The sequence below is a fragment of the Planotetraspora thailandica genome, from assembly GCF_016863335.1.
In the GTDB taxonomy this organism is placed as follows: Bacteria; Actinomycetota; Actinomycetes; order Streptosporangiales; family Streptosporangiaceae; genus Planotetraspora; species Planotetraspora thailandica.
Genome location: NZ_BOOR01000005.1, coordinates 182066 through 201310 on the forward strand (window position 1 = coordinate 182066; position 19245 = coordinate 201310).

The 19245-nt window shown below is 69.2% G+C and carries 16 protein-coding genes; 6 read left to right on the top strand and 10 right to left on the bottom strand.

The window, feature by feature from the left end; translation table 11 throughout:
- Positions 1–91: 91 nt before the first annotated feature.
- The 4 genes from Pth03_RS03650 to Pth03_RS03665 all read right to left on the bottom strand — a co-directional run bounded on the left by Pth03_RS03650 (position 92) and on the right by Pth03_RS03665 (position 5302).
- Positions 92–1936 (bottom strand): ricin-type beta-trefoil lectin domain protein, encoded by a 1845-nt coding sequence (locus tag Pth03_RS03650; RefSeq protein WP_203942654.1) that lies wholly within the window; start codon positions 1934–1936, stop codon positions 92–94.
- A gap of 136 nt (positions 1937–2072) precedes the next feature.
- Positions 2073–3338 carry an enolase C-terminal domain-like protein gene (locus Pth03_RS03655; RefSeq protein WP_203942655.1) on the bottom strand — a complete coding sequence of 422 codons (1266 nt, stop codon included), beginning with the start codon at positions 3336–3338 and terminating at the stop codon, positions 2073–2075.
- Positions 3335–4228, bottom strand: a complete 894-nt coding sequence (locus Pth03_RS03660; RefSeq protein ID WP_203942656.1) for an NAD-dependent epimerase/dehydratase family protein — start codon at positions 4226–4228, stop codon at positions 3335–3337. Before Pth03_RS03660 ends, Pth03_RS03655 begins: the two co-directional genes overlap by 4 nt.
- Before the next feature lie 96 nt (positions 4229–4324).
- A complete protein-coding gene (locus tag Pth03_RS03665) occupies positions 4325–5302 on the bottom strand; it encodes a sigma-70 family RNA polymerase sigma factor (protein ID WP_239118729.1) in 978 nt (325 codons plus the stop codon).
- A 142-nt stretch (positions 5303–5444) separates the two neighbouring features.
- On the opposite strand from Pth03_RS03665, the gene Pth03_RS03670 reads away from it, so the two are divergent.
- Positions 5445–5831 carry an SgcJ/EcaC family oxidoreductase gene (locus Pth03_RS03670; protein WP_203942657.1) on the top strand — a complete coding sequence of 129 codons (387 nt, stop codon included), beginning with the start codon at positions 5445–5447 and terminating at the stop codon, positions 5829–5831.
- A gap of 128 nt (positions 5832–5959) precedes the next feature.
- Here Pth03_RS03670 and Pth03_RS03675 read toward each other — a convergent pair whose 3' ends face one another.
- Complete coding sequence (locus tag Pth03_RS03675) at positions 5960–8473, bottom strand: DUF4132 domain-containing protein (RefSeq protein WP_203942658.1); 2514 nt, start codon at positions 8471–8473, stop codon at positions 5960–5962.
- Between the two features lie 124 nt (positions 8474–8597).
- On the opposite strand from Pth03_RS03675, the gene Pth03_RS03680 reads away from it, so the two are divergent.
- Positions 8598–8987 (top strand): hypothetical protein, encoded by a 390-nt coding sequence (locus Pth03_RS03680; protein WP_203942659.1) that lies wholly within the window; start codon positions 8598–8600, stop codon positions 8985–8987.
- A 14-nt stretch (positions 8988–9001) separates the two neighbouring features.
- Here the strand turns inward: Pth03_RS03680 and Pth03_RS03685 are convergent, their stop codons facing one another.
- From Pth03_RS03685 to Pth03_RS03695, 3 genes are read right to left on the bottom strand one after another with little or no spacing between them, the layout of a single operon-like run.
- Complete coding sequence (locus Pth03_RS03685) at positions 9002–10318, bottom strand: hypothetical protein (protein WP_203942660.1); 1317 nt, start codon at positions 10316–10318, stop codon at positions 9002–9004.
- A 9-nt stretch (positions 10319–10327) separates the two neighbouring features.
- Entirely contained in the window at positions 10328–10729 is a 402-nt protein-coding gene (locus Pth03_RS03690) for a cupredoxin domain-containing protein (RefSeq protein ID WP_203942661.1), read from the bottom strand.
- 32 nt (positions 10730–10761) lie between these two features.
- Entirely contained in the window at positions 10762–11685 is a 924-nt protein-coding gene (locus Pth03_RS03695) for a copper resistance CopC family protein (protein WP_203942662.1), read from the bottom strand.
- 285 nt (positions 11686–11970) lie between these two features.
- On the opposite strand from Pth03_RS03695, the gene Pth03_RS03700 reads away from it, so the two are divergent.
- The 3 genes from Pth03_RS03700 to Pth03_RS03710 all read left to right on the top strand — a co-directional run bounded on the left by Pth03_RS03700 (position 11971) and on the right by Pth03_RS03710 (position 13535).
- Positions 11971–12351 (top strand): ribbon-helix-helix protein, CopG family, encoded by a 381-nt coding sequence (locus Pth03_RS03700; protein WP_203942663.1) that lies wholly within the window; start codon positions 11971–11973, stop codon positions 12349–12351.
- A 2-nt stretch (positions 12352–12353) separates the two neighbouring features.
- On the top strand, positions 12354–12740 hold the full coding sequence (locus Pth03_RS03705; protein WP_203942664.1) for a hypothetical protein: 387 nt from the start codon (positions 12354–12356) through the stop codon (positions 12738–12740).
- Between the two features lie 129 nt (positions 12741–12869).
- Entirely contained in the window at positions 12870–13535 is a 666-nt protein-coding gene (locus Pth03_RS03710; RefSeq protein ID WP_239118730.1) for a class E sortase, read from the top strand.
- 186 nt (positions 13536–13721) lie between these two features.
- Here Pth03_RS03710 and Pth03_RS03715 read toward each other — a convergent pair whose 3' ends face one another.
- A complete protein-coding gene (locus tag Pth03_RS03715; RefSeq protein ID WP_203942665.1) occupies positions 13722–16772 on the bottom strand; it encodes an FG-GAP repeat domain-containing protein in 3051 nt (1016 codons plus the stop codon).
- 161 nt (positions 16773–16933) lie between these two features.
- Entirely contained in the window at positions 16934–18508 is a 1575-nt protein-coding gene (locus Pth03_RS03720; protein ID WP_203942666.1) for a hypothetical protein, read from the bottom strand.
- 232 nt (positions 18509–18740) lie between these two features.
- Between Pth03_RS03720 and Pth03_RS03725 the strand changes: the two genes are divergently transcribed.
- Positions 18741–19205 (top strand): MEKHLA domain-containing protein, encoded by a 465-nt coding sequence (locus tag Pth03_RS03725; protein ID WP_203942667.1) that lies wholly within the window; start codon positions 18741–18743, stop codon positions 19203–19205.
- The last annotated feature ends 40 nt before the right edge of the window (positions 19206–19245 follow it).

The following is a 19245-nucleotide window of genomic DNA, read 5'->3' on the forward strand; positions in this document are numbered from 1 at the left end:
GGGGCGAGTGGGCAGCCTCGTTACTGTTAAGAAGGTTTCTTTATAATTACAGTCCCGAATTTAACTCCGGTCGACCGCTCTTAGTCAAGAGTCAGGTCTGGATGACCCACTTCTGGTTGGGCCCGGCGAAGCAGTCCCAGATCTGGAGCGGGGTGCCGTCGGCCGAACTGGGGCCGGTGGCGTCGAGGCATTTGCCGAGGGCACGCAGGGTGCCGTCTGAGCCGGCGGTCCACTGCTGGGCGGTGGTGCCGTTGCAGTCGTAGATCTGCACCTTGGCGCCGTTGGCATTGCTGCCCGCGGCGACGTCGAGGCACTTGCCGAGCGCCCGGATCGTGCCGTCCGACCCCACGGTCCACTGCTGCGCCGCCGACCCGTTGCAGGTGTAGAGCTGCACCTGCGTGCCGTTGGCGCTGTTGGCCCCCGCCACGTCGGCGCACTTGCCGCCGTAGCCGGTGATGGCCTTGCCACCGGCGCCGCCGCCCGACTGCGTGCCCGCCCATGTGAAGGTGGCCGAGGTCTTCGTCGGAAGGCTGTAGGTGAACGACTGGCCGCCCCAGTTGACCTTCACCGTCTGGGTGCTCCCGGTCGTGTTGTAGGCGATGAGCGCCTTCGACCCGTCGGGGTTCTTCCAGGCCACGTTCTTCACGGCGGAGTTGGCGGTCGAGTCGATCCGGTAGGCGCTTGGCCGTACGAACTTGGTGAGGTGGCCCATCGTGTAGTACTCGATCGTGTAGTCCACCTGGCCGCCGCGGCTGCCGCCGTTCTGCACGGTGATCAGGCCGGTGCAGGAGTCGCAACCCCCGTTGTGCGGGCCGTTGAACTGGTCGACGGCGAGGCTCCACTTGACCCAGCTGCGGTCCCAGTTGCGGGTGTAGTCGATCAGGTTGTTCATGTCCTCGGTCTGCTGGTTCCCGATCCAGCCGCCGCCCGAGTGCTCGGTCATGTACGCGTTGACCTGCGGATACTGGTTGTGCACCGTGGTCTGGGTGGCGACGTCGCCGCCGTACCCGTGCCAGGCGACGCCGCCGAAGAGCGGGTCGTTGCGGATGGCGGGATCGGCGAGCAGCGGGGCGGCCCAGGTGTTGTAGGCGTCCCAGTTCCAGTCGTTGACCAGCGTCTTCGTGGTGATGCCCGCGCTGCGGAAGGCGGGCCACAGCGCGTTCTTGATGAAGTACTGGATGCCTGAGGTGTTCCACTGCATCGAGGGATATCCAGCACAGCAGGTCGGCTCGTTCTGCACCGACACGTAGTCGATGGGCACACCCTGGGCCTGGTAGGCCTGGATGTACTTGGCGAAGTACTGGCCGTACAGGCCGTAGTACTGCGACTCCAGCCAGCCCTGGCTCCAGGCGTCGTTGTCCTTCATCCAGGACGGCGCGCTCCAGGGCGACGCCATGACCTTGAGCGCGGGGTTGAGCGCCTTGGCCTGCTTGGTCAGCGGCAGTACGTCGGCGAGGTCGTGGTTGATCGAGAACCCGTTCAGGTCGCAGCAGGTGTCGTCGTAGGAGTAGCTGAAGCGGGCGAGGTCGGACGAGCCCATCGGGTTGCGGACGAAGCTCAGGCCGATGCCGTTGACGGGGTCGAACAGCTTCTGCATGACCGAGGTGCGGGTGGCGGCGCTGAGTGCGCCGCTGCTGTTCAGCAGCCAGGCGGCGGTGTCGGTGAACGACGCGCCGCCGCCTTCGAACTGCTGGTACGTCGTGTTCTCGTTGACGGTGATCGTCTGGGCGGCCGTGGGGCTGGTGGCGGCGAAGGACACGGGCGCCTGCTGCTGGAGCCCTCTGGTGACGGTACGGCCGCCGGCGTCGGAGGTCGTGGTGAGCCAGATGTCGACGCGTTCGCCGGCTGCCTGCGCGGCCGGGGCGCCGACGACGGTCAGCGCCGAGGCGGCGAGAAGGAGCGCAGGCAGCGCACGACGGAATCTGCGGAAGGGCATAAGCGGGTCTCCCTCTGGGGGGTGGAGTGAAGACCGCCCGTACGGCCCTGCCCGGCAGCGCACTTGGCGTGACGTAAGTGATAACACGGCCGACACCGTGATGCAACGGGTCGGCAACGGATCGGTTACGCGCGGGTCAGGGGGCTTCGATGCCCCCGTCGGGCCGCCGCACCCGGGTCGACCAGCGTTCGTGCAGGTGGGTGACCGGAGGGTGCTCGGCGGCGAGCTTCTCGTCCAGGTCGATGCCCCAGCCGGGAGCCTGGTTCGGATACAGGTACCCGTTGACCGCGCTCAGCGTGCCCGGGAACACCTCGTGTACGACGTCGGGGTAGACGTGGCCCTCCTGGATCTGGAAGGCGGAGGTCGTCACGTCCAGCGCCACGTTGGCCGCCGCGCCCACGGGGGAGACGTCGGCGGGCGCGTGCCAGGCCGTGCCGACCCCGGTCAGCTCGCACAGCGCGACCAGCTTGCGCGTGGGCGTGGCACCGCCCACCGCCGACACGTGCAGCCGCAGCAGGTCGACACCGCCGTCCCTGATCACCCGTGCCGCGTCAGTGACCGAGCTGATCTGCTCGCCTGCCGCGATCGGCATCGGCGCCGCCGCGCGCACCTCGGGCAGCCGGTCGTAGAACTCGGGCGCGATCGGGTCCTCCAGGAAGAACAGCCGGTACGGCTCCAGCGACCTGGCCAGGGCGACGGCCTGCTTGGGCGTGAGGCGGGAATGCACGTCGTGCATCAGCCCGGGCTCCTCGCCGAGCACCTCGCGGGCGCGCGCGAACAGCTTCGGGGTGTCGCGCAGGTAGCGCTGCACGTCCCAGCCGTCCGGGTACGGCGTGCCGGGGTAGCCGCCGGGTGTGCCGGGCGCCCCGTAGTTGCCGACGCCGGGCGCGCCCACCTGGAGCCGCACATTGCGGTAGCCGGCGGCGAGGATGCGCGCGGCCTCCTCGAGCGTGTCCTCGATCGTCGCCCCGCCGGCGTGGAGGTAGGTGTCGGCGGCGGCGCGCACCCGGCCGCCCCACAGCTCGTGGACGGGCATGCCCGCCCTCTTGCCCGCGATGTCCCACAGCGCCTGGTCGATCCCGGAGAGCGCGCTGTTCAGCACCGGGCCGCCCCGCCAGTAGGACGACAGGTGGACCGTACGGGTGATGTCCTCGATGTCGGCGGGGTGCCGCCCGATCAGCAGCGGGCCGACGTGCAGGTCCACGGCCGCCGCCACCGCGTGGAAACGCTGGGTGAAGGTGGCGCAGCCCAGGCCGTACAGGCCGGGGTCGTTGGTGTCGACGCGCACGACGACCAGGGGAGGGCCCTCGGGGGCCGTCACGATCGCCCGGACCCCAATGATGCGCAGCCCGTCCCGGTCCGGCCAGGGAGCGGGAAACGCGGCTTCGACGTGCTCGGTCATGGCGACTCCACAGATGGCTCATCGGAATACACGTGCTCATCGGAATACACGTGCTCGGCGGTGAAGCCGAGCATTCGCTCGGCCGCAGCCAGATCGATCGGTACGGCCCGGCCGGGCAGAGGCGAGCGCCGTTCGACGCCCGGGTGGAAACGGTCGAGCAGGTCTTCGGTGGGGTGGGCGGACAGCGTCGTCGGGGCGGCCACGAAGACCGCGTGGTAGCCGGTGATCGGCGCCGTCAGGGCCGCCCAGTTGGCCCGGGCCGCGTCGCGGGTGTCCAGATAACTCCACAGCTCGGCGGCCCCCGAGCCCGGGTCGTCCGCATATCGGGCGGCGACCTTGGGTAGTCGGTCGTCCGGCCTGCCGAGCAGCGGGAAGCGGATGGCCACGATCGTCATTGCGTGCCTGCGCGCCATCGCGGCGGCCGTCGCCTCGTCGACCTGCTTGGACAGTCCGTACGGATCCTCCACCTGGAGGGGAAGCGCCTCGTCGACGGGCAGGTAGGCGGGGTGCAGGCGGCGGGACGCCCAGGGCAGACCGAGCACGGAATAGCTGCTGGCGACGGCGGCCCTGCGCACGCCCGCCTGACCGGCCTCCTCCAGGACGACGAAGGTCGCGCGGGTGTTGCCGGAGAAGACCTCGTCCGGCGTGCCCAGGCTCGGCGCGGGGATGGCGGCGAGATGGACGACGGCGTCCACGGCGTCGAGCGCCTCCCGCACGGCGGCCTGGTCGTCGGCACGCCCGGTCACCACCCGGTCGGCGGGCAGGTCTCCGGGGTCGTGCAGGTCGAGTGCCGTGGCGGGCACGCCCCGGCCGGCAAGGAGTTCGAGCGTCGCGCGTCCGAGCCTGCCCGCCGCACCTGTCACCAGCACCCGCCGGACGACGCCGGTCATGCAGCCCACCACCACTTGTTGGAACGCGAACGTTGTGCCCGGTGCGCACGCTTCCACGACACCAATCGTCTGGCAAGTCGGCTCCCGGCCCCGGGGTCAGTCCTCGGCGCCGGTGATCCTTTCGGGCAGGCCGAAGTAGGCGAACACGTCCTGGTCCTGGAAGACGGTGTTGCGGCTGATGCCCGAATCCGTGACGGTGAAGACCTGGAGGGTGTGCAGGGCATACCCGCCGTCCGCGGCACGCGTGTAGGCGGCCAACGCGGGTTGTCCGTTCGCGTGCGCCGGCACCATACGCCAGTTCGTGCCCCGAAGCGTGAAGGCGCGTGCGATGAAGCGGATGTACGCCTCGCGGCCGACATACCAGTTGAGGAACGGTGGCATCTCCAGCAAGGCGTCATCGGTCAGCAGCTTCTCCAGAGCCGCCAGGTCGGCGTTCTCGAACGCGACGACATAGCGTTCGATCTGGGCGCGGTGGCCGGGATCGGCGGGCTCGTCGATCTGGTCCTCGCCCAACCCGGACTCGCCGAGCCGCGTCCTGGCCCGTTGCAGGGCACTGTTCACCGCGGCCGTCGTCATGTTCAGCGCCGCGGCCACGTCTGCTGCGGGCCAGTCCAGCACCTCGCGCAGGATGAGCACGGCCCGCTGACGGGGCGGCAGGAACTGCATCGCGGCGACGAAGGCCAGCCGCAACGAACCCCGCGAGAGCAGGATGCCCGCCGGGTCACCGAGCATCGCGTCGGGGATCGGCTGGAGCCACGGCACCTCCTCGCCACGGATCAGGGGGGCCTCGGGATCGTCGTAGGGCGGCGCGCCGAGCCCGGAGGGCAGCGGGCGGCGGCTGCGCTGCTCAAGCGCGGTCAGGCAGGCGTTGGTGGCGATCCGGTAGAGCCAGGTGCGCAGCGCCGCGCGGCTCGGGTCGTATTGGTCATACGCCCGCCAGGCACGCAGCAAGGTCTCCTGCAGCAGATCCTCGGCGTCGTGCACCGAGCCGAGCATCTGATAACAGTGCGCCAGCAACTCCCGCCGGAACGGATCGGTCTGGACGGTGAAGTCCTCGCTGGTCGATGTCGCCACCCTGTCCTCCATCACGCGCGTACGCCCCGGCGCCCATACATACCGGCAGGCGTTCCGAAAGTCATCGCCGCGCGAACGATGAGTCGTGGTGCGCCGCCAGGTAAGTACCGGCGAAGGCAGCACACCGACGGAAGGAACGACCATGACCGACACCAAGGACCGCGAGGTCCTCGCCGTGCTCGACGGCGTCTACAAGGCCTGGGCGGACAACGATGCCGACGCCTTGGTGGCCTCCTACACCGAGGACGCGACCTCGATCCTGCCCGGCTCCTACAGCGCCGGCCGCGCCGCGACCCGCGACCGCATGGCGGCGGCCTTCGCCGGCCCGCTCAAGGGCAGCCAGGTCCGGGACGAGGTGCAGAGCGTCCGCCGTCTCGGCGCCGACGCGGCCATCGTCGTCACCAGGAGCGTCGTCGTGATGGCCGGCGAGACCGAGGCCCCCGACGACCGCTGGGTGGTCGCAACCTGGACCCTCACCCGCCAGAACGGCAGGTGGCTCCTGGCCGCCTACCACAACTGCCCCGCCTGACCCCGGGCGCCGTCGCCGCCCACACGGATGGCGGCGACGGCCGTTGTGGCGGCCGTATGGGCTGCCCAGCCGATGAGCCAGGGGGCCGGGTCGGGCAGCGCGTGGTGCGGGCTGAGAGCAGCACAGGATCACGCGGTAGCGGAACCGGAATGATAGGCGCAGCCATCATAGTTGCGCCTATCAAAACCTCCCCGACGTCGGCGATGGCTATGCCGCCTATCGCGGTCTGCGCCAGCGCATGGGGTGAGCACGTGTCGCCGCCCACCGTCGAGACGTCGTGGGCGGATCTGCCGGAGGATGGTCTCGTCGGTGATCTTGCTGTCTCCGGCGAGGAGGAACGCCTTGCTGAGGATGAGGGACATCCGGCCGTCCTCCTCGAACGGAAGGAACACCTTGCCGCCCCGATTGGAGGCGGTGACGATGCACAGATACACGTCGCCGGGGTCCATGAGGATGTTGGCACTGCCTAAGTGGATCTTGTACGTGCGCAGGTCGCCGCGCACCACCAGGTAGCGCTCGGTGAGCGTGCACCGGTCGGCTATGGCCGTTCGGGGGAGGATCCGGGCCAGGGCGTCGCGGCGCACCTCGGCGGACGGCGGAAGCTCGCCGAACGTCACCTCGCGCCAGTAGTCCACGTAACGGTCCTCGCCCCGGTCCACCCAGGCCGTGTCGGCGGCGATCGAGGTGACCGCGATGAACAGGTCGACGTCGCGCATCGCCTCGCTGAACACCAGCGGCGGCACGCCGGCCAGATCACGCGCCTGCCACCCGCGGCCCTCGCGCCGTTCGAACCTGACCTGGTCGGTGGCGGCCAGCTCCACCTCGTATCCGCCGTCCTGCATACCGGCCGCCTCGTAGTGGAACGTGACGCGCCAGCCGCCCTCCGCCAGCTCCTTCCTGGCCTCCGCGTCGTATCCGCCGTCGAAGGTGCCCAGCCAGTTCGTCTGCCAGCCGCGCTCCTTGACGATCGCGTACAGCCGCGAGTGGCCGACGATGTGGGCCGCGAACCGGTTGGAGTAGACGCGGGTCTCCCGCTCGGCCGGGGTGAGCAAGTAGACCTCGCGGAACGCCTGCTTGAACGGCTGACGCAGACGCCGCTCGGTCACCGTCTCCCGTAAGGCCATGACCTCGTCCAGGGACGCCCCGGCCGGATGCCAAAGCCGGACCGGTCCGGCCGTCACCTCGTCGGCGAACCGCGCGTCGCCCTCCGCCGTCCAGATCAGCCCGCGTGCGATGACACCGGTGACCGGATGGTCCCGGTAGTGACGGACCCACTCCTCGTACGGCCAGGCCCGGTCCTCGGCGAACAGCCCTTCGACCCGGGCGCGCTCGGCCGCAAGCGTCTGCCGGATCTCCTTCCGCAACGTCTTGACCGCCGCGAGCTCGGGAGACTCCTTGAGCGCGGCCGGGATCGAGCGCACGACCTTCCCCTCCGGAGACCGGAAGCTGAGCCGCACGGTCGTCGCGTCCTCGATCGCGAGCGTGGCGGTCCACTCGCCGATCGTGCGCGTGAGCGTTCCGTCCGGGCCGAGCCCATGAGAAGGGATGCTGCGTTCGAGCAGTTGGCCCGGCGTGATGCCCTGACGGCCCGCCGCGGTGATGAGCGCGGTGTCGATCTGCTTCCTCAGCGCCCGGTGCCGGATCGCCTGCTGGAGTTGCGCCAAAGCCGGGACTGCCGAGGGATCGTCGCAGTCGCCGAGCGCGTTGATCGCGGCTCCGGACAACCTGAGCTCCTCGCGGTCGCCGCGGCGGGCACCGGAGGTGCGCAGCGCGAGATCGGCCAGCGACGGCACGAGGCCGTAGGCTCGCGCGAGCGTGGCCGCCCAGATGAAACCGCGGGCCACGTCGACGTTCTCGTCCGACACGATCAGGCGAGGCGTCACCCGGCCGAATGCGTCCAGCGCCACCTGCGCGAGCTCACGGGCGCCGGCTTCCTGGAGCAGTTCCAGGCACCGCGTCCGCCACGTCTTCGTGGGCCTCGGGGCGGACAGCTCGCCGGCGTGCTCGACGAGCCTGACCAGGTGAACGGGCGGAGTGCGACCGAGATGACGGCGCACGGCGACGGCCCACTCGTCCGACGGGACCAGCGCCGACACGGGCAGCGCGTCCGGATCGGTCTGGAGCGCCTGTGCGATCCGGCGCACCAGCCTGCGGCGCATCGCGGCCTCGATGGAGCTTTCGGCGACGGCCTTCATGATCGAGGTGAGTGGTTCTCGCACCATCGCCCGCTCCTCGGCGTCGAATTCCGCGGCGAGCTCCACCACGCGGGACAACCATCCTTCGTCCAGCCAGTGGAAGCTCCGCCCCTGCAGCGCGGTGAGAAGCGCGGCCACCTCGGGGAAGGTCCACTCCTCGGTGCCGGACAGCGCCAGCGCGAACTCCTTCTCGTAGCCCGACCATCTCGAGGCGAGGCAGATCGTGGCGGCCCGCCGCTCCGCGCCGCGTGTCCGGGCCAGCCGGTGAGCCATGTCCCGGCGGGCCGCCACAGTTCGCTTTCCCGCCCCCGCCCCCCGCGTGCCGGAAGTCTCGAGCCACTGCCGCCGCTCCGCCTCCAGCGCATCGATCTGCTTGAGCGCTTCCGACAACCAGCTCGCAGACGATTCGGCGGACGCGAGGGTCTCGTCAACCATGGGTTCCCGCATGGACGGGATGGTGACATCGGCCACCGACAGAACCGCGCTGCCCCGGGAATGTCGCAGACGGCTGGTAGATCTGGGCGCACCCTCCACCTTGGAGGCGCCGGCTCAGGCTACCTTGGAGACGCCGATGGCTCAGGTCACCTTCCGCGATGAGACGGCCACCGGGCGGACGCTGGAGGAGTTCACGCTGCCCGGCCTGCCCGAGCGGGTCTCCGCCCGCGAGCTCGTACGGCTCCGCGTGCGCGAGGTCGCCCGGCACAACGCGGCGCCTTCGACGAGGTTCAGCGGGCTGGTCACGCCCGACGACGCCGAGGCCGAGCTGAACGGCTACGGCCTGCGAACGCCGCGCCGCATCGACTGGGAACGCCAGGCCGGCATCGCGGAGAAGGCCTTCCGGCGCAACGGCTTCATCCTGCTGGTGGGCGACCGGCAGATCGACGACCTCGACGAGCAGATCGACCTGGCCGGCGATCCGGTGGTCTCCTTCATCAAGCTGGTCCCGCTGGTCGGCGGCTGACCCGGTGGGAAGGGTCAGCCGGCGAACAGCAGCAGCAGACCGGCGACCGTGTAGAGCACCATCAGCACCAGCAGGGGCACCTGCCCGACGACGGCGGTGCGCCGGGGGAACAACGCCAGCGCCCGATCGTGGGCCAGCACGGTGCCGAGCACGTGGCCGATGATGATGACCGTCACCTGGAGCATGGCGATCCCGGCCGGGGTGTTGCCGAGGCCGCCGACCGTCCAGCCGGATGTGCCCAGCCAGTCGCTCCCGTTGACCAGGGGATCGGAGAGCAGGGCGATCGTGCGCTGCCCTTCGAGCAGGAAGAGCGTGTAGTAGTGCGCGATCAAGTAGCCCACGGCGATCGGCACGACCGAGTGGGCCAGCTCGCCCGCCGTCGTGCCGCGTTCGGCCCCGCCCCACCGTCCGGCCAGGCCGGTCGCCCCCAGGAAGGCCGCCAGCACCAGGCCGATGACGCCGAGCAGGCCTGCCGTACCCATGAGGGGCCCGGGCAGCGGGCTCTCCTGGACGAAACGCACCCAGACGGGGGCGTTGGACAGGCTGTCGTACATCGTGGACCCGAGCAGCACCACGACCAGCACGGTCAGCCCGGGGGCCGGTCGCAGCCCTGCCATGCCGTCGAGCGAATTACGCCAGGTGAGCACGCCGTCGTCGCGTCGCGTCACGGGGGCGAGCCTGCCGATGAGGGAGCCGTACGCCTCGAACGCGTCTCCCTTGTCGAACCACCGGGCGCCGAAGACGACCGCTCCCGCGAGCATGAGGACCGCGTAGGCCGCCAGCCACGTCCCGATGACGGGAAGGGTGGCCCTTTCCGGGGCGACGAGCTCCAGCCAGACGAACGCGAACAGCCCGGCGGCGGCGGGCCAGTAGCCGAGCCCGGGGGGCAGCGGGCGGAGCCCCCGTTCGGGGTCGCGCCGCAGCGCCAGGCACGCCAGCAGGTGCAGCGTTCGCAACGGGTTGAGGGCACGCCAGACCGGCCCGAGCAGCAGCGACAGCGGGATCAGCCCGACCCAGAACAGGACGTAGAACGCCCCCGCCGTGGGGTTGTCCACGTCGTCGGGGCCGAAGATCAGCCCGACGCAGAAGTACGCCGCGACGACGAGCCCGGCCACCCGCCACACCCACGCCCACGCGGGGGCCGCGACGACCCGCTGGGCCACGCCGGCCAGGGGCCGGGTGCGCGCGAGCACGCCGCCCAGCCGCGGCTCGGTCCACAACGCGCCGAGGGCCGCGAACGACACCAGCAGCGCGAGGATCGCGCCGGTCAGCGCGGCCGAGAACGGGATCGGCAGGTCCTGGCGCCCGCCGACGCCGTGCGCCAGCAACATCACGCGTCCTTAACGGACCGCGAGCTGCAGCAGCTGGAGGCCCGACTCGTGCGTCTCGACCTCGAACAGGCCGTCCTGGTCGGCGACGAACTCGATCGTCGCGGGGGTGCCGGGCTGCAGGCTCGCCTCCTTGTCGTAGCCGTGCACGTGCGCCTCGTCGGCCACGTCGCTCGTCACGATGATCCGTACGGTCTGGCCTTTGGCCACGTCGATCCGCCCCGGCGGCGGCGTCACGGTCTTGCCGGCGATGGTCACGTTGATCTCCTTCACCGACGCCGCGGACGCGGCCGGCGCTGCCGGGGCGGCGGACGCGTCACTCGTGCCGCCGCACGCCGACGTGCCCGCCAGCAGGGCGGAAGCGAGCACGAGACCGGTCAGCGAGGAGAGGCGGCGGGCAGGGGAGGGCGTCATGGTGACTCTCTTCCTTTGGTGCGGGGGATGGATCAACGTCGCTTGCCGCTCTTGCGCGAAGGCCGGTGTGGATCGTCGCGCCGCTGCGCCAGCGGCGATTTGCCGGGCGGCACGGGAGCTCGTCTGGGCTCGCGCCTCGGGCCGTCTGCGGCGGGCCGTCGTGCGGCCCTGAGCACCATGAAACCCGCGCCCGCGACGAGCACGGCGGGCACCAGCCAGACCAGCACGCCGGTGCCCGACTCCGATCCCGACTCCGATTCCGATGCCGCCGGCGCGGTCAGTGCGGAGCCGTCGGCGGTCTGCTGGGAGGGGCCCGTGTCGCAGCCCGTTTCGGGCATGGTCCCGGGGGTGCACGGGGCCGCGGAAGCCGGGGCCGCGGTGGTCACGGTCTGCGGTCCGGCGGTCGAACGCCCGCCCTCGTGCCCTGCCTCGGCGACCGACGCGGCCGGCTGATTGGTCGGAGTCTGCCACCCCGCAGGTGCCTTCGTCATCGGCCCCTTGTAGGTGAAGCGCAGCTCGCCGCGCACCGGCTCGCCGTCCGAGGCGACCGTCATGTAGCGCGCGGTGTAGACGCCCTGCTCCGGCCAGTACCCGACGGGGATCTTGGCGGGATAGCCCATGTAGAACAGCTGGGGCTGCCAGACGCCGTCGATCAGATGATCCTCGCGGACCGGCTCGTCGAGGCGTTTGGGCTCCGCGGTCGTCCACGGGCGGTCGATCCGTACGCCGCTGGGCGTGAAGACCGTGAAGTAGGAGTCCGGCTTGGGCGGCTCAGTGAAATACAGGAACACCGCCTCGATCGGCGTCCTCACCGTGCTGTCCTTGGCCGGGGTCGTCATGCCGAGCTGGCCGTGCGCCGAGGCGGGCGACGACATGACGGTCACGGCGAGACCGCCGACGACGGTCACCACGAGCAGACGGGAGATCAGCCGCACCACGGCGGAGACGGAACGCATGCGTAGGGGCGAGCGCAGAGCCGATCCTTTCCGGTACCGAACACGTGCGCCGACCACGTCTTGTTGCCATGAGCCCTCTCATGCGCCACGGGGGTGCCGACCCGAGTCACACGAGAGATCGTGCGCCACATTCTGTTCATGACGGAGATCGCACGTCAACCCTCCGCGAAGGCCCGCGTACCAGTGCTTTTCGACCCTGCAGCCGGTTCCGCCCCTGCGCGTATGGCACGACCTGCCCTCGTGGAAGTGCTGCCTCCGCCGACAGGCTCGGGTTACTGTCGAGTCATGGTCTTCCCCATGCCGAGCCGGCACGAGCCGTCGGACGACGGAGAGCCCGGTTCGACGCCGCGAACCTCTTTGTGGCTTGCCCCATCGGGCGGGCAGGCCGAAAACGCCGACAAACAGTTCTCGGTGACCGTGCACTTCGACCGGAAAGACCTCGAAGCGCTTTCCGAGCGGGCTCGTGCGGACGGTGTCATGATCTCCGACGTGATACGCGCGGCCGTGCGTCGTGAGGTCGGCAACAAGGCGCACGTCGTCAGGCTGGTCCAGCGGTGGAATCTGCACCGTGAGGACATGGACGAGGCCGCCGACGCGCTCGGGGTGACCCGGATGTCCGATGACGAGTGGCACGGGATGGCGGACGGCAAGGGCCCGGGGGTCTGAACATGATGCCCGGCAGGGTCCTCGACGTCGCCGCGCTGGTCGACATCGCGGTGGCCAAGACCAACTACTCGCGCAGCATCGTCACGACCTGCCTGCTCGCCGGCGGGCGGATCTGCATTCCCGCGACCGTGTATTCCACCGTCGTCTCCATCGTGCCCCTGCGCACGAAACTCGACCTGTTCGAGCTCGTCACCACCCCGGGGGTCGAGATCGACGACCTGACCGCCGGCAAGGCCATGGACATCGCCGAGATCCTCGACGGCTCGCGTGACGTCACTGCGGGCCACGTCGTCTGGTGCTCGCTGAAGACCCGCTGGCCGATCCTGACCGACCGCGGAGACGAGCTCAGGAACTACGACCCACAGATCGAGATCGACCCCGTCCCGTGATCCACAGCACGCCGCCTCCTACGGCCATCGCCAAACAGACTGAAGGATCAATTTGGGCGGTGTGAACTTTCCCTGATCTCCGACATGGGCATGAATGCGGCACTGGCGATCGCAGAGAAGGGCGCTCACGTGCCGATCCGAGCAGTGCCCGACGGCATGAGATCCGCCGCGTGGATCGCCGGTGAACTGGCGCTGACGGCCGCCGCCGTGCTCGTCCTGTTCTGTGCATATTTGCTGTGGGGTACCGGCGCTTATACGGAGGAGCGTCAGCGGGAGTTGCAGCACAGCCTGGTCGGCGACCACGTGCTCAAAAGCCGGGAGACGATCCGTCTGGGCGCTGCTCTGGCTTTGATCCGGATTCCCCGGTTCGGGGAGCGTTATCACTACGCGATCGTGGAGGGTGTCGACACCGAGGACCTCCGTAAAGGTCCCGGGCATTATCCGGGGACGGCCATGCCCGGCGAGCCAGGAAATTTCGTCATATCAGGGCATCGAACGACCTATGGGGCGCCATTCAATCGCCTCGCCGAGCTCCGCGAGGGCGACGACATCCTGATCGACACACGCGGCTTCCGTTACACCTACCGGGTGACGTCGACCCGCGTGGTGGATCCTTCGGATGTGGCCGCGATCGCCGCCGTACCCGGAAGGCCGGGAGCGCGGGCGGCAAGGGCCGTGATCACGCTCACCACCTGCCATCCGGAGTTCTCCGCCGGGGAGCGGCTGGTCGTCTCCGGGGTCTTGGCGTCGGTACGAACCCATTGGTTCCGATATGCGCAGGAGCGTCATGTATAGCCGGCTGTGGCGAGTCCTCCCGGGAGGTGTGATCACGAAGGCGGCCCTATGCGCGGTCGGCCTCGTCCTCGTAGGGCTCGCCCTGTGGCACGTCGTGTTCCCGTTCCTGGAGTCCCACACGGCGTTGTGACCCGCAGACGCGCACGGGGGCGCAGGGATGACCCCTGCGCCCCCGTGTGCGTTTCGTCAGATGAGGGACTTGTAGACGTTCCAGCCGGTCGCGAGCTTGACTCGGCTGATGAAGGTGCCCTTGCCGGTGCCGGTCCAGCGGTACAGGTTGCCCTTGGTGTCACGGCTGAGCAGGTCGGCCTTGCCGTCCTGGGTCAGGTCGCCGATGCCGATCACGGCGTTGTAGGAGTTCCAGCCGGCCGCGAGCCTGACCCGGCCGCCGAAGGTGCCCTTGCCGTTGCCGTACCAGCGCCACAGATAACCCGACTTGTCGCGGCCGAGCATGTCGCCCTGGCCGTCGCCGTTGATGTCTCCGACGCCGACCATCATCGTGTAGCCGCCCTGGCCGGAGGCGATCTTCACCCGGCCCTTGAACTTGCCCTTGCCGTCGGCCGCGTACATCCACAACACCCCGGACTTGTCCCGGGCCACCAGGTCCGGCCGCCCGTCACCGGTCAGGTCACCCGGCGAGGTCAGCACGTTGTACCTCTCCCAGCCGGTGCCGATCAGCGCGTACTTGTTCTTCGTGGTGAACCGGACATGCCCGTCACCCCAGTAAGCGCGCAGCGCACCCTTGGAATCGCGGACCAGCAGGTCCGCTTTGCGGTCGCCGTTCAGATCGCCGATCGGCACCAGCAGGGACGAGGTCGGCCAGGTCGCGGTGATGCCGGCGCTGCGCAGCGTCCTGTTGGACTGCCCCTCGTAGGAGTTGATCTTGCCGTCCGAGCGTCTGGCCAGCAGGTCCGGGTAGCCGTCGCAGTCGTACACATGCGTCAGCAGGCGGCCACAGGCCACGTCCAACGTGCCGCTGCCCACTTTCGCGGAGGCGGTCCCGCCGTTGTACGTGGCGGTCAACTCCCAGGTGTAGACCCCGCTGTTGGGCACGGCACCGTTCGGCTCGAATCCATTCCAGGAGGCATTGATGTACATGGGCCCGCGTTCGGCCCCGCCCCGCAATGTCGCGACCTGACGCTTGGTGATGCGATCGGCGATGTTCACCTGCCAGGAGTCCACCGGGCGGCTCAGGTAGAACGCGTCCTCCCAGCTCTGGTAGTACGGCTCCTTGTTCCCTGGTGCGACGGTGCCGTTGCCGCCTTCCCTGCCGAGCACCGGCGCCGAGTCCGGCACCCCGTCCGCCAGCACGTGCACGCGGTCCTGATCGTCCAAGTACGCGATGTGGCCGCTGTACTTGTCCACGGCCCAGGTGATCCTGCGGTCATCCGGGAGGCCGCCGCCCGGCAAGGTCGCGATGGTCCGCTCCGCGGCCGGGCTGCCGGTGTGGAAGTCGGTGAGCTTCAGCTCGCCTGCCGCCTTGTCGTGCCTCACGACGTACCCGTCGCCGAGCATGCTCTGCCCAGACGGCACCGCGAAGCCCCGATTGTTCGTCAGGTCGTAGACCCCGGCCGGCTTGCCGTCCCCACACGACCAGTAGAGCCAGCGGGCCGTCGCCTCCAGCTCGGTCGGCACACATGCCACGCCGGTCTTCACCGTACGGCTGGGCGTGCCGGGTGTGGGCGAGTACGGGTCCAGTTCGGCGATCAGCGTGCCGGGAGCGCTCGTGGACGCGCTCCACAACGTGGAGAACCAGACCGCGGCCGCCTGCACCGGACGGCTGCGGGTCACCTCGCGGATGCGAGGGTTGACGATGTACTGCTTCTTCGGCGATTCGCCATCGATGATCACGTACTCGTCGGAGGCGTCTCGCACCTGCCCCCCGAGTCCGGGCACCGGAACCGTCATGTTCAACGAGGACTTGCGCCAGGTTCCGAGGGTGGTGTGCCCGTCCGTCACGTCAAGAACGGAGAGGCCGTAGAAGTTGCCGTCCACGGCCCGGACGCAGTCCGTGTCCGTGGCGCATCGGACGATGGAAGACGACATCGTCCTCGGCAGCCCGAACTTGCCTTCCGCTGCCGGCACCGAGGTCGTGCCGACGTCCTGTTGGTAGAAGGAGAGCTTGCCGTCCAACTGGGCGAAGGTGCTCAGGGTGCCCCGGGAGAGAGCCAGCCCCCAGATCTTGGCGGTTACAGGGGGAACCGGGTGCACGGTCTTCTCTGACACTCGGCCGTCGGCGCCCTCGGTGATGCGATGAACTGCCCAGTCGTCGGGGCTGGAGCCTCCCACGAACAACGCACTCCCGTCCGCGGCTCTCCGATCGAAACCGGCATTGGGTGAGACGTGGTCGAGCAGGGCGGTGCGCGTGCCGCCGTCGAGCGGCCAAGCCGCCAACTGCGGGCCGAGCGTGGAGGCCGGCTCGTTGTGCATGGTGATGAGCGTGTCGCCGACCAGCATCCTGACGGCCCAGTCGGAGGGGACCGCGACCTCCTGCGGCTGAGCGGACAGGTCGTCGCGAGGTACCGACCTCACCAGGTGGGCCGAAGGCGTCCACCAGGCGACGCGGTCAGCACTCAGCACAAGGTTCACATTCGAGTCGGTCTCCGCCACGGGAAGTGGTGTGACGACCCCGGTGGCAGCGTCCAGCACGCCGTAAAGATCAGGCCCGCCACGCTGCACAAACATGATCGCGGCGCCTCGATCGTCCACGGCGTTACGCGAAATCGAGTAGTTGACGAATTGAGCACCGGTGGGAACGCCCGTGACGGGCACGGGATCGGCGGCGCCGGGCTCGGTGGAGAGCAGCACGGCTGCGGTCGCGAGCCCGCCGGGAATCCCCTGGAGGGCGAGCACCTTGCCGCCGAAGGCCCCAGCGAAGCTGTAGCCCGCAGGCAGTTGCATCTCACGGCGTTCACCGGTGTGCGGATCGAGCAGGCTGTACGAGCTGGCGGTGCCGCTCGGGCCCGGCCAGATCGCGAGCAGGTCGCTTCCCGCGCCTACCGGCCAGACCACCGAGGCGTCGTTCACGCCGGACACCGGTGCGGAGGCGCCGCTCGTGTATTCGGTCCAGATGTATGCGTCAACGCCGTCTTGCTTGTGCAGAAATCCGGTGACGCCGCCCGCCAGCACGCTGTCCTGGCGTGGCGCCGCCCGGAAGGGAGGCGGGATGACGACCTCCTGAGCCGAGGCGGCCTGGGCCTGCGGTGCGCTCGCGGCTAATGGCAAGGCTGCGGACACGAACGCGAGTGCCGCGGCCGCCATACGGGTGGCGCGTACGGAAACTCCTCGTCCGCGCGGTGCTTCAGTCGGAACGTGGGTCGATGGCCCCACAGGTCCCCCTATGCGATGTGAGGAAAGGTGTCGCCGGGGTTCTGGGCCCACCAGAACCCCGGCGCGAGTCAGCGGAGCGCGACGTGGATGTACGTGCTGGGGGAGGTGGCGTAATAGGCGGTGCCACCGGGGTACCGCGGCATCCAGTAGGCCTCTCGGGTGGCCTTGATCTTCGCCGTGAACCTGCCGCCGGTGCCGGTGAGCACGCTGCCGTAAAGGTGCAGGGCCGTGCCGCCCTTGACGTGGTAAACGATCGAGACCCGCTGGCCGGTGAGCGCCTTCCAGCCGGAGGAGTACTTCTGCAGGACGCCGGTGATGGTGAAGTAAGAGCCCTTTTTCACCCTGGTCGTGGACACCTTCAACCCGGTGATCCGGGTCGGTGCTCGGCCCACCTTCAGCACACGGCTCGTCGAGCCCTTGTAATACGGGGCAGCCACGATCTCGGCCCGGTAGTACGCCATGGCCAGCGGTGCCTTGAGCGAGGTGGAGAAGCCGCCGGTCACCGTCCCCGACTTCGCGGTCTTCCAGCCGGTCTTGCCGTCGGCGGAATACTCGATCCGCACGGGAACCGTGAGGTTGCTCGGGCTCACATTGGCCCGCACGTTGAGCGTCCCGGCGGGGTCGACCGTCACGCCGAACGCGCTGATGGAGGTCACCGTCTTGTCGAGCTTCACGAAGCCGCTGATCGCGCCGTCGTAGCCGTGGGCCACGATCTCCGCGCGGTAATACGCGGGTACGGCGGGTGCGGTGAACTTGGAGGTGAAGGTCCCCAAGGTCTCCACGGTCGTGACGTCGGTCCAGCCGGTGGAGCCGTCCCTGGAATATTCGATCGTGACGGGCACTCTGAGCGTGGCGCCGGTGACCGTGCCCGCCAGCGAGACCGTCCCGGAGGAGCTCAGCGATCCGCTGAGACGACCGATGGCCGGGCTGAACCCGGGATGGATGTCGACGAACACCATGGGACTTTTGAAGAAGGTCGTGTCCTCCGTGGTGGCGGGACGCCACAGAACCGACACCTGCTGGGTCACGGAAGACGGGCTGAGCGTGACCGTCTTGGAGAAGGAGCCGTCGGCGCTGGTCGTCGTCGTGGCCGACACGCTCGGCGGGCCGGGTTGGCTGATCTGGATCTTTCGGTCGGGCAGAGGCTTCCAGGAGTGGTCGTCACTCAGATACTCGAGGCGGCCGGAGAAGGTGGACGTGGGCGAGGCCGCACTGACCACGCTCGAGTCGGCCGACGCGGTGATCCGGACGTCCGAATGCGGGAAGAGGTCGAGCTGAGCCTCGGCTGACGCGACGGTCTCGGTGGCGTGGATCGAAGCCGAGACGCTCATCTGCCACCAACGAGCCGTTACCGGCACGGTGAAGTGCCCCGCCTCGTCGGTCGTCACGGTGTCGCCGGTGCAGGCGTTAGAGCAGAGGATCTGCACAGGCAGGCCGGCCAGCGGCCCCCCGGTCGTGCCGTCGGGCATCAGCTCAGTGACCGTGCCGGTCACCGTGGTCGTCTGACGGTCATAGGTGAGGTCGTCGGCCGCCACCAGGGTGATCTTGGGGGTGACCGTGGTCGTGTCGGCGTTGGCGGAGGGAGCTGCCAGGCTCACTGTCAGGAGGACGACACCGAGCAGGCCCAGGAGATTACGGCGCAAGGGGTGCCTTTAGGGAGAGGGAAGAGAGGCAGCAGAATATCGTTCTAAAGCGACAAGTAACGATCAAAAGGGAGATGTGATCTATCGGATTGATTACAAATGATCGACAGGTCGAGTCAGGCAGGCCGGGGCCGAGTGACACCTCTCCACGCGGACGGTTGCCCGCCACGGGGCCTCGGGTGATCGTCGTCGGCTTGTGCGAGTGTGATGGCGCTGTCGCTATAGTGTGGGCGTGCTTTTGGCCCCTATGCCCACCGATGACTGGTTTGTCGAGTTGCTGCACGACAGTTTCCAGCGAGTCGTGGGTGCGACGTTCTTACCCGAGGGGGTCGACGGCCCGGAGGCGTCGCGCTGGCTCTACGAGAACGCCCCGTTCGCTCTGCTCGCGCATGACACCTCGCCGGACCCGGTTTTCGTCTACGCGAACCGTACGGCGCAGCGCTGTTTCGAATACGGCTGGGACGAGTTCATCGGCATGCCGTCACGGTTGTCCGCGGAGGCGCCCGATCGTGAGGAACGCCGGAAGTTCATGGAGGGCGTCCTGCGGCGCGGCTTCGTCGACGACTACCGCGGCCTGCGCATCGCGAAGTCCGGCCGTCGCTTCTGGATCGAGGACGCGGTCGTGTGGAACCTCGTCGACGCGGAGGGGACCCTCCAGGGCCAGGCGGCGCTCCTTCGCCGGTGGACGGACGCCTGACAGGCAGATCGACTCGCGGCTCCAAACGACCCGTACGGCC